This window comes from Nonomuraea deserti, assembly GCF_004348685.1.
In the GTDB taxonomy this organism is placed as follows: domain Bacteria; phylum Actinomycetota; class Actinomycetes; order Streptosporangiales; family Streptosporangiaceae; genus Nonomuraea; species Nonomuraea deserti.
This window is the reverse complement of the sequence record NZ_SMKO01000086.1, coordinates 26,810-37,191: the sequence shown is the minus strand read 5'-3', so window position 1 is coordinate 37,191 and position 10,382 is coordinate 26,810. Positions and strand designations below refer to the sequence as shown.

Below are 10,382 nucleotides of genomic sequence, written 5' to 3'. Positions count from 1 at the left end.
GGGTCGGGGTGAGTGCGGGGACGCGGACCGGTCCCGCCTGGGGCACGGGCCGGGGAGCCACGCGCGCCCGCCCGCGCGGGCACCGCCCCACCCGCACCCCGGCCGTGCACAACCCGTCGCGGTAGACCGTCACCTGGGGCAGCGCCACCTGGGGTGTGGCCCGCCGCTGGCGGGACGGCACGGAGATCGACACTTTCGGGACGGGCCGGCGCCGCGCCGACACCTTGGGCACGGTCACGCGGCCCGGCCTGGCGGTGACGCCTTTCGGAGGCACGGGGGCGCGTACGGTCACCCGCGGCGCCGGGCCCGGCCACGGCGCCCGGTCGGCCGCCGCACCGCTCACGTCGGCACCGGTGCCGCCGGCCACGAGCAGGGCGGCGGCGAGCAGCAGCGGAGCGCGCCTGAAGGCCACGGTCACAGCCCTCCGGCGATCCGCGTGAACTCCTGCAGCGCCCCCGTGAACGCCTCGGGCCCGACGGCCAGCGGCCCGGCGAAGACGTGCGCGATGTCCCACGTGAGATAGGTGCCGAAGCCGAGCAGCCCGGCGGTCGCCAGCAGCGGCAGGATGGCCAGGCCGCGTGGCCGGGCCCCGGCCAGGAAGGGGAAGACGACGACGAGCGCCCCGGTGAGGATCGTCAGGATCAGCAGCCCGTCGGGGGGTGTCGCGGCGGCGTCGGCGGTGCGCTGGGCGCGCGCGGCGGCGATGCCCCTGATGTGGTCGAGCACGGCCGCCTTGGCATCGGACTCCTGGTCGCCCGCCACCTCGATGGCGTGGACCGCGCCGCGCAGCTGGTCCATCCTGGCGCCGCCGACCGGGTCCATCACGCCCTCGGCCATGAGCGGCCACTCGTCCCTGACCACGAACGTGACGTAGTCGTGCAGGGCCCTGCGCACCTCCTGGGGCGCCGTGCCCGGCAGCTCGCCGGCGGACCAGTAGGCGTCGACCGCGGCCTGGCTCTCGGCGTGGGTGTTGAGCCTGGCGGAGTCGGCCGTGGTCCACGGCACGATGATCGCGATGGCGAACACCAGCAGGAACATGGCCGACAACATCGCCCCCGCGTGGGCGGCGGAGGGGCCGCTGGGGTCGCGGTCCTCGCCCGCCGACCTGACCCGCCTGAACACCAGCGCGGTGAGCGCCACCGCGCCCACCGCCGCCAGGATGGAGAGTGTGTACGCCACCATGAGGATCTCCCGAGCCCTGTCGATTACACAGTGCGACATTACTATCACATAGGGCGACGATGGCGGCAGGCGCTGATCGGTAAAGTCCCTGGCATGTTCCACGGCATGTTCCAGAGCCGGGGCGGTTCAGCCGAACTGCTCACCGTACGGGCCGCCGCGCCGGTGCCGGCTGGACGGATTGCCGATCGCCGAGGGGATTTTCTCGCCATGTGTCCAACGAGAGGCTGATATTTCGGGACTTGCGGGGAGCATGGGGGCGTGAATCTCAACGGCCGCAAATTCGTGATGGTGAGCTCGACGGCGAGCGAGGTCGACCCGGACAGTCCCACGGAGTTCCAGTACTGGGAGGCCGACGGGGTGGTGTGGGGCCACTACTCCGGCGACACCGTGACCCACGGGCGCTTCGTCGGCACGCGCGACGGCGACCTGGTGTCGATCAGTTACGCGCACGCCCTGAAGGCCGGGGGCAAGGCGGGCGGGCAGAGCAGCAGCCGCGTCGAGGCCGGGGACGGCGGGCGGCTGCGCCTGGTGGAGGAGTTCTCGTTCGAGGGGGACGACACCGTGCACGTGAGCGTGTGCGCCGAAGTGTCCTGACCACCCTTGCCGCGCGGGCAGGCAGGCCGCTCAGCCCTCCTTGTGGAGGGTGGCGCGGCCCTCCGCGGCGCCGACGAAGCGCATCTTGCCGAGCGGCACCTCCCCCTGCGTCTCCTGGGCCGGCCGCCGCGCCGGCCTCGCCCGGTCGCTGGGCAGCACGTACGGCCTCCTCAGCACCTCGTCCAGGATGAACACGGTCTCGGTCGCCTTCACCGCCGGGATGTTCGCCAGCCGGTCGGTCACCATGGTGTGCACCTCGGCCACGTCGGACACGCGTACCTGGATCATCGCGTCGTGCTGGCCGGTGGTGATGGCGCAGTACTCCACCTGCGGCATCCTGGCCAGCTCGGCCCTGAACTGCTTCCACATCTGCTGGCGCACGGTCACGAAGATCAGCGCGGTGATGCCGAGCCCGGCCCGCACGTGGTCGATCTCGGCCGTGAACCGCTTGATCGCGCCGTCGGCGCGCAGCGCCTCGAAGCGGGTGTACGCGTTCGCCCGGGAGATGCCCACGCGCTCGGCCAGCGCCGCGACCGAGATCCTGCCGTTCTCGCGCAGGACCTCGAGAATCTTCAGATGGACGTCGTCCAGCTCGAGACCGATGCCGATCCGTCCAGCCTGACCGCCGTCGCCGACACCATTTCTGGAAATTTCACTCATCATTACCTCATCGACCTTTATATACGTCTTACCGGCCGCACGGTGCCTGGACGTTCTGCCGGACAATCCTCGGCATCCCCTTGCTGAACGTCCACTCATGGAGGACCTACATGGCGACCCGCTCGCAGACGGCGGCCGTGCTGCTCGCCGGTGCACTCACCCTCGCCGCCTGCGGAAGCGGCGGCACGTCCCGGACCCCCGCCTCCGGCGGCGGCAAGACCCTCGTCATCGACACGTCCTTCGACCTCAAGACGGCCGACCCCGGCCGCACGTACGAGCCGACCGGGCTCATCGTCGGCAAGGCGGTCTACGAGACCCTCCTCACGTTCGACGGCGCCGACGTGACCGAGCCGGTGCCCGCCCTCGCCGAGTCGTACGAGCTGGCCGAGGACGGCAAGACGCTGACGCTCCAGCTCAAGCAGGGCGCCACCTTCGCCGACGGCTCGCCGGTGACGGCCGACGACGTGGTGTTCTCGCTGACGCGGGTGCGTGACATGAAGGGTACGCCGTCGTTCCTGCTGGACGGCGTCGAGGTGGCCAAGACCGGCGACTCGACGATCACGCTGACGTCGGAGGCGCCGAACCCGGCGCTGCCGTACATCCTGCCGAACCCGGCGCTCGGCATCATCAACAGCAAGGTCGCCAAGCAGCACGGCGCGACCGCCGACGCCCAGGACAAGGCCGAGCAGTACCTGAACGCGAACTCGGCCGGCTCGGGCCCGTACCAGATCGAGTCGTTCAACCTGAGCAGCCAGGTCGTGCTCAAGTCGAACCCGAAGTACTACGGCGCCAAGCCCGCCTACGACAAGGTCGTCATCCGCAACGTCGAGGCCGCCACGCAGAAGCTGAACGTGCAGCGCGGCGACAGCCAGGTCGCGCTGAACCTGTCGGGTGACCAGGTCACCGGCATGCCCCCGACCCTGCAGGTGAAGAAGACCGCCTCGGCCAACGTCATCTTCCTGCTGGCCAACCAGGACTCCGCGATCAGTAGGACGACCACGAACCCCAAGTTCGTGGAGGCGGTGCGCAAGGGCGTCGACTACGCGGGGCTGCTGGAGCTGGCCGGCGAGGGCTCGACGCAGGCGCCGGGGGTCATCCCGTCGCAGCTGCTCGGCGCGCTGCCCGCCGACCAGGGCGCCAAGCGGGACGTCGCGGGCGCCAAGGCGGCGCTGGCGGCCGGCGGGCTGTCGAACCCCACCGTGAAGCTGGAGTACCCGACCGAGCTGACCGTGAACGGCCTGTCGTTCCAGCCGCTGGCCGAGCGCATCCAGGCCAACCTCAAGGAGGTCGGCATCACGGTCGACCTCCAGCCCGCGCCGGTCAGCACGGCGCTGGACAACTACCGCAACGGCAAGGAGGAGATGGGCCTGTGGTACTGGGGGCCTGACTACCCCGACCCCAGCGACTACCTGGCGTTCCTGCCGGGCAAGACGGTGGGGCTGCGGGCCGGCTGGAAGCCCGGGGCGGCCAAGGAGATCGAGGAGGCCGGGGAGAAGGCGGCCGCGGCGATCGGCGACGACGCCCGCAAGGAGGCCTTCGCCGACGTGCAGACCAAGCTGAACGCGTCCGGGCCGTTCATCCCGCTGATCCAGCCGAGCCAGAACATCGTGACGGCCGGCTCGGTGACGGGCCTGGACTACCACCCCGTGTGGACGGTCGACGTCGCCGACCTCGGCGTGAAGTAAGGGGTCAGGCAGGTGCCCGACAAGGAGGACCCGCCCGCCCCGCGACCGCGGCGGGTCGCGCATCCGCTGGCCCGGTTCCTGATCCGGCGCCTCCTCCTGGCCGTGCTCATGGCCTGGGGGATCACGCTGGTGACGTTCGTGCTGACCAACCTGGTGCCCGGCGACCCCGTGGCCGCGAACCTCGGCCAGCGGGCGCTCGGCGACCCGGCCATCGTCGCGCAGTGGCGGGCCGAGCACGGCCTGGACAAGCCGCTCTGGCAGCAGTACCTCATCCACCTGCAGGGACTGGTCCAGGGCGACCTGGGCACCAGCCAGCAGAGCCACCGCCCGGTCGCCCAGGACCTCGCCGAGTACGTGCCGGCCACGCTGGAGCTGGCCGGCGCGGCCATCCTGGTCTCCCTGGTGCTGGGCGTGGCGTTCGGCGTGGTCGCCGCCCTGCGCAGGGACCGGCTGCCCGACCACGCGCTGCGGGTGCTGAGCCTCGTCGGCATCTCCGTCCCGACGTTCTGGCTGGCGCTGGTGGCGTTCTACGTGTTCTTCTACCGGCTGCAGCTCACCCCGGGCAGCGGCCGGGTGGACGCGGCCCTCGGCTCGGCCCCGCCCGTGACGGGGCTGCAGACGGTGGACGCGCTGCTGGCCGGCCGCTGGGACATCTTCTCCTCGGCCGCCGGCCACCTGGTCACGCCCGCCCTCGTGCTGGCCCTGTACACGATCGGCCTGCTCACCCGCTTCACCCGCTCGGCGGTGCTGGAGGTGCTCGGGCAGGACTACGTGCGCGCCGCCCGCGCCAAGGGCCTGCCGGGGCGGACGATCCTCTTCCGCTACGTGCTGCGCTCGGCGCTGGTGCCCATCATCACCGTGGCGGGCCTGGCCTTCGGCAGCCTGCTGTCCGGCACCGTACTGGTCGAGGCGATCTTCGCCTGGCCCGGCATCGGGCAGTACGCCTACAAGAGCGCCACCACGCTCGACCTGCCCGCCGTCATGGGCGTCGGCCTGGTCGTGGGCGTCGTCTACCTGGTCATCAACCTGATCGTGGACGTCCTGTACGGCGTCATCGACCCCCGAGTGAGGCTCCAGTGACCCGGGACCCCCTGGCCCGCAGGGGCCTGCTCAGGCGGCTGCCCGAGGCGTGGCGGCAGCCGCTGGCCGTGGTCGGCGCCGTGCTGGCCGTGGCCTGGATCGTCGTCGCGCTGGCCGCGCCCGTGCTGGCGCCGCACGATCCGCTGGCCCAGGACCTGCCGCGGCTGGCCGCTCCCGGCCCCGGGCACTGGTTCGGCACCGACCAGCTCGGACGCGACATCCTGAGCCGTGTCCTGCACGGAGCGCGGGTGTCGATCCCGCTGACGCTGCTGCTGGTGACGCTGTCGGTGCTGATCGGCGGGCTGCTCGGGGCGTGTGCCGGATATTTCGGCAGGTGGGTGGACGAGACGATCATGCGGGTGGCGGACCTGGTGTTCGCGTTCCCGACCGTGATCCTGGCCATGGTGGTGGCCGCCGCCCTGGGCGCGAGCCTCGGCAACGCGGTGCTGGCCGTGCTGGTCGTGGCCTGGCCCGCCTACGCCCGGGTGACGCGCGGGCTGGTGCTGGGGATCCGGGAGCGGGAGTTCGTGCTGAGCGGGCGGCTGCTGGGCTTCTCGGTGTGGCGGTCGCTGCGGGTGGACGTCCTGCCGAACGTGACAGGGCCCGTCCTGGTGCTGGCCACGCTCGACATCGGCACCGCCCTGCTGCTGCTGTCGGGGCTGTCGTTCCTCGGCCTGGGCGCCAAGCCGCCGTCCCCCGAGTGGGGGGCGATGGTGGCCTCCGGCGTGGAGGTGTTCGACAGCTGGTGGGTGGCGACGTTCCCAGGGCTGGCGATCCTGACCGTGGTGCTGGCGTTCAACTTCCTGGGTGACACGCTGCGGGACGCACTCGATCCCCGGACCGCCCGCGCGATCAAGGAGCGTGCCCTGTGAGCGAGCGAACGAGACAGCCCGGCGACCTGGTCGCGGGTCCGGCGGAGGAGGACCCGTGACCGAGCGGAGCGAGAAAACCAAGCAGCACAGTGACCTGGTCACAGGTCCGACGGAGGAGGACCTGTGACGCTGGAGATCAGCGGGCTGAAGGTGTCGATCGGCGGCAAGGAGATCCTGCGCGGCGTCGACCTCGGGCTGGCGGCCGGCCGGGTGCACGGGCTGGCCGGGGAGAGCGGCTCGGGCAAGACCATGACCGGGCTGGCCGTGCTGGGGTTGCTGCCGCACGGCGCCCGGGCGTCGGGCACGGTCCGGCTCGGTGAGCGCGACCTGCTGGCGCTGCCGGCCAAGGAGCTGAACCGGGTGCGCGGCGGCGAGGTCGCCATGGTCTTCCAGGACCCGGCGACCAGCCTGCACCCGATGCTGACCATCGGCAGGCAGCTCACCGAGCACATGCGGCACCACCTCCGCCTGGGCAGGACCGAGGCGAAGGAGCGGGCGGTGGAGCTGCTCGGCAAGGTGCGCATTCCCGGGCCCGCGCAGGCGTACGGGCGGTTTCCGCACCAGTTCTCCGGCGGGATGCGGCAGCGCATCGCGATCGCCATCGCGCTGGCCTGCTCGCCGAAGGTGCTGATCGCCGACGAGCCGACGACGGCGCTGGACGTGACCGTGCAGGCGGGGGTGCTGCGGCTGCTGCGCGGGCTCTGCGACGAGCTGGGGCTGGCCGTGCTGCTGGTCACGCACGATCTGGGGGTGATGTCGGCGGTGGCGGACGAGGTGAGCGTGATGAAGGACGGCCTGGTCGTGGAGTCGGGGCCGCGCGGGCGGGTGCTGCGGGAACCGGCCCACGCCTACACCCGCTCGCTGCTCGGCTCCCTGCCCGGCGCGGGCACAGCCGAACCCGGCGGGCCCGGCGACCCCGGCGGGCCCGGCGCGGGTCCTGCCCCGGAGGGGGAACGATGAGCCTTCTGAGCGTGGACGATCTGGTCGTCGAGCACCGCTCCCCCGGCCGTCCCGCGGTGCGGGCCGTGGCGGGGGCGAGCCTGACCGTCAGCGCCGGCGAGGTCGTCGGGCTGGTCGGCGAGTCGGGCTGCGGCAAGTCGACGCTGGCCCGCGCCGTCTGCGGGCTCAACCCGGTCACCGCCGGCTCGATCACGTTCGACGGGCAGCCGGTCACCCCGCTCGGGCTGCGGCGCAGGCGGCTGACCGGCATCCAGATGGTGTTCCAGGACCCGTACGCGTCGCTGAACCCGCGCCGCCTGGTCGGCGACCAGGTCGCGGACGGGCTGCGCACGGCGCGGGACACCGTCACCTCGCCCGCCGACCTGCTGGAACGGGTCGGGCTGCCGCGCGAGTTCGCGGGCCGGCACCCGCACGAGTTCTCGGGCGGGCAGCGGCAGCGCATCGCCATCGCCAGGGCGCTGGCCGCCCGGCCGCGGCTGCTGATCGGCGACGAGCCCATCTCCGCCCTGGACGCCTCCGCCCAGTCTCAGGTGGCCAGGCTGATGCGGGACCTGGCCGTGGACGCGGGCGCGGGACTGCTGTTCATCAGCCACGACCTGTCCGTGGTGCGGCTGATCGCCGACCGGATCGCCGTCATGTACCTGGGCAGGATCGTCGAGGTGGGCGACACGGCTGAGGTGTGGGCGGATCCGCGGCACCCGTACACGAAGGCGCTGCTGCGGGCCATCCCGAAGCCGGACGGCATGGGAGTGCTGCCCGCGGAACTGCCCGGCGACGTGCCCGATCCGGTGAACCCGCCGCAGGGGTGCCGGTTCCATCCGCGCTGCCCGCACGTGATGGACGTGTGCCGCGGCAAGGAGCCGGACTTCGGCCCGGTGGCGTGCTGGCTGCACGAGCCGCGGTGACGCCCCCGCCGGACGCCCAGCCGGACGCCCCCACGCCGGAAGCCCGGCCGGAAACCCGGACGGACGCGCTGCCGGACGCGCTGCCGGACGCGCTGCCGGGCGTGCTGCCGGGCGTGCTGCCGGGCGTGCTGCCGGGCGCCACGCCCGCGGTTCGGGCGGGCGTGGACGAGACAAGCCGCGCGGGCGGGCGGGTGGTGGCCGTGCGGGAGGCCATGGCCGGCGCCGGGGTGGATGCCCTGGTGTTGCGGCCGTCTCCGGACTTCCGGTTCCTCGGTGGCCGGGAGGGGCCGTACCTGGTGGTGACCGGCGACGCCGTCGCCGAGACCGCCGAGCCCGCCCGGCTGGTGCCCGAGGGAGCGCGGCGGGTCGGCGTCGACCCGGAGATGCGGGTGCGCGAGTTGTTCGGGCTCGCCGTGGAGGCCGAGCTGGTGCCCGCCTCCGCCGTGCTGGCGCCGCTGCGGTTGCGCAAGGAGCCGTACGAGATCGAGGCCGTCGCGCGCGCGGTGGCGGCCGCGGAAGGGGTGCTGGGGCAGGCGCGGGAGCTGGCCTGGTTCGGGGCCGGCGAGCGGACGATGGCCCGCCGGCTGCGGCTGCTGCTGGTGGAGTCGGGCTGCGAGGAGGTGTTGTCGCTGCGGGTGGCGGCGGGCGAGCACACGGCGCGGCCCGCACACCCGCCGGGCGAGCGGGTGATCAACCCGGGGGACGCGCTGCTGGTTTCGGTGTGCGGACGGTGGGACGGCTACTGCGCGGAGGTCGCCAGGGTGTTCGCGGTGGCGGAGCCGCCGGAGGACTTCGAGGCGATGTATTCGGTGGTGACCGCCGCGCACCGGGCGGGCCTGTCGGTGATGCGCCCCGGTGTCCCGGTGGCCGCGGTGTCCCGGGCGGTCGGCGAGGTGATCGACGGCAGCGGGTACGGGAGGTTCGCGGCGGCGCACGCCGGGCGGGGCATCGGGCTGGGGCACGACGAGGGGCCGCGGCCGGGCGAGGACACCGTGCTGGCGGCGGGGATGACGTTCTGCCTGGAGCCGGCCATCTACGTGCCCGACCTCTTCGGGGCACGGGTGGCGGACGTGGTGGTCTGCACGGACGGCGGGCCGCTGGCGCTGGGCACGAGCCCGCACTCCCTGACCGTTCTGGACCGGTGAGACCGCCCTGTCACGGGCGAGTGGACCGGTGCGACCGCACCCGTCACGGGCCGGCGGACCGGTCCGACCGCCCCGCGCCTCACAGATGATCCGGTGAGGCGGTCGCGCTGGTCACAGGTGCTCGGACAACCTGCGGGCCTCGTCCGCCCAGCCCGCCAGGTACATCAGTGCCGCGCCGCGTTCGCGGTAGCGGCGGGCGGCGTCCACCGGCCGGCTCCCGCCGTAGTCGAGTTGCTCCTCCCCCGCCCGCGCCAGCATCAGCGGGGCCAGGAAGTCGTACTTGATCGCCGACGCGCAGACCGCGAGCCGTACCAGGCGCTCGTCGCCGCGCCAGCCGGACTCGCGCAGCCCCCGCAGGTAGGCCCCGTAGACGGCCGCGTCGAGCTCGGGCAGCCGGGCGGCGGGCAGGAACAGGTCGAAGACGCTGTCGGGGACGTGGTTGCCGACGTCCTCGCCGAGCGCCCCGTCGCCGGTGAACGCCCAGTCGAGCAGCACGCTCTCGCCGTCGGCGTCGATGACGTTGCTGGGCCACAGGTCGAGGTGGCACAACGTCCTCGGCAGCGACTCCATGATCGACAGGAACCGCTCGCGGTCGCGGTGCAGGCGTACCAGCTCGCCGCGCAGCTCGGGCGGGAAGTTCTCCGCCACCAGGGGCTGCCGCCAGGCCTCGTCGTCGTCGAGCAGCTCGTAAGGCACCCGATGCGTCCCCGAGTAGTCACGCAGGAACGACCGGCTCAGCCAGGGCCGCTCCGCCTCCCGCACCGCGCCTTGCGCCAGGCCGAGCTGGTGCCCGAGGAGCGCGTGGCGTTCGACGTCCCAGGAGGTGCCGGGCGGGCCCGACACGTCCTCGGTCCACAGCGCGAGGTCGCCGTCGTCCCGCTCGACCAGGGCGAGCAGCTTCGGCGCGCGCAGGCCGGTACCCGCCCACAGCTCCGGCAGGCCGTCGGCGTAGACGTCGGCCTCCCTGCGCCAGTAGTTCCAGTGGCGCGGGTCGTCGGAGTGCCGCCATCCGTCGGGGGCGTCCTTCCGCCTGGTCAGCACCTTGAGCACGGCCGAGCGCGAGCCCCTGCGGACCCGCCAGATGCCGCCGGTGACCCCGTTCTTCGGGTTGTGCGTGAGCGGCTCCATGACGGCGTCGGCGCCGCCGAGCACCCGCGTGAACTCCTCTTCCACCCGGGAAACCCTAGACCGTGACGGCGCGGGGGCGAACGCCGGTCCGGCGCGGGGGCGGGCGAGTTTGAGTACGACGATACAGGCGGGCTCGAGCGCGCCCGCTAGGGCAGCTCGACGAAGGACCGC

11 protein-coding genes are annotated in these 10,382 nt (G+C 73.1%); 7 read left to right on the top strand and 4 right to left on the bottom strand.

The features are described 5' to 3' along the window. Together E1292_RS27595 and E1292_RS27590 are read right to left on the bottom strand one after the other, a co-directional pair. Nucleotides 1-412, bottom strand: a 412-nt coding sequence (locus E1292_RS27595) for a hypothetical protein (RefSeq protein ID WP_439331907.1), incomplete at its 3' end; no start/stop codon positions are given. A gap of 2 nt (nucleotides 413-414) precedes the next feature. Beyond that, nucleotides 415-1,182 carry a bestrophin-like domain gene (locus E1292_RS27590; RefSeq protein WP_165974769.1) on the bottom strand — a complete coding sequence of 256 codons (768 nt, stop codon included), beginning with the start codon at nucleotides 1,180-1,182 and terminating at the stop codon, nucleotides 415-417. A 258-nt stretch (nucleotides 1,183-1,440) separates the two neighbouring features. Here E1292_RS27590 and E1292_RS27585 point away from each other — a divergent pair, with 258 nt between their 5' ends. Beyond that, on the top strand, nucleotides 1,441-1,776 hold the full coding sequence (locus E1292_RS27585; RefSeq protein ID WP_246090368.1) for an avidin-fold protein: 336 nt from the start codon (nucleotides 1,441-1,443) through the stop codon (nucleotides 1,774-1,776). Between the two features lie 30 nt (nucleotides 1,777-1,806). On the opposite strand, the gene E1292_RS27580 is transcribed toward E1292_RS27585, so the two are convergent. Beyond that, nucleotides 1,807-2,436, bottom strand: coding sequence for an Lrp/AsnC family transcriptional regulator (locus E1292_RS27580; RefSeq protein ID WP_132598112.1), 630 nt, complete (start codon nucleotides 2,434-2,436; stop codon nucleotides 1,807-1,809). A gap of 110 nt (nucleotides 2,437-2,546) precedes the next feature. Here E1292_RS27580 and E1292_RS27575 point away from each other — a divergent pair, with 110 nt between their 5' ends. The 6 genes from E1292_RS27575 to E1292_RS27550 all read left to right on the top strand — a co-directional run bounded on the left by E1292_RS27575 (nucleotide 2,547) and on the right by E1292_RS27550 (nucleotide 9,083). Next, a complete protein-coding gene (locus tag E1292_RS27575) occupies nucleotides 2,547-4,121 on the top strand; it encodes an ABC transporter substrate-binding protein (protein WP_132598111.1) in 1,575 nt (524 codons plus the stop codon). A 12-nt stretch (nucleotides 4,122-4,133) separates the two neighbouring features. Further along, nucleotides 4,134-5,201, top strand: coding sequence for an ABC transporter permease (locus tag E1292_RS27570; RefSeq protein ID WP_132598110.1), 1,068 nt, complete (start codon nucleotides 4,134-4,136; stop codon nucleotides 5,199-5,201). Then, nucleotides 5,198-6,073, top strand: coding sequence for an ABC transporter permease (locus tag E1292_RS27565; RefSeq protein WP_246090367.1), 876 nt, complete (start codon nucleotides 5,198-5,200; stop codon nucleotides 6,071-6,073). Before E1292_RS27570 ends, E1292_RS27565 begins: the two co-directional genes overlap by 4 nt. A 123-nt stretch (nucleotides 6,074-6,196) precedes the next feature. Continuing rightward, complete coding sequence (locus E1292_RS27560) at nucleotides 6,197-7,033, top strand: ABC transporter ATP-binding protein (RefSeq protein ID WP_132598109.1); 837 nt, start codon at nucleotides 6,197-6,199, stop codon at nucleotides 7,031-7,033. Continuing rightward, on the top strand, nucleotides 7,030-7,938 hold the full coding sequence (locus E1292_RS27555) for an ABC transporter ATP-binding protein (RefSeq protein ID WP_132598108.1): 909 nt from the start codon (nucleotides 7,030-7,032) through the stop codon (nucleotides 7,936-7,938). Before E1292_RS27560 ends, E1292_RS27555 begins: the two co-directional genes overlap by 4 nt. Continuing rightward, entirely contained in the window at nucleotides 7,935-9,083 is a 1,149-nt protein-coding gene (locus E1292_RS27550) for a M24 family metallopeptidase (RefSeq protein WP_246090366.1), read from the top strand. Before E1292_RS27555 ends, E1292_RS27550 begins: the two co-directional genes overlap by 4 nt. Before the next feature lie 111 nt (nucleotides 9,084-9,194). Here the strand turns inward: E1292_RS27550 and E1292_RS27545 are convergent, their stop codons facing one another. Next, nucleotides 9,195-10,256: an aminoglycoside phosphotransferase family protein gene (locus E1292_RS27545; protein WP_220447088.1), complete on the bottom strand. Its 1,062-nt coding sequence runs from the start codon at nucleotides 10,254-10,256 to the stop codon at nucleotides 9,195-9,197. Nucleotides 10,257-10,382: the final 126 nt, after the last annotated feature.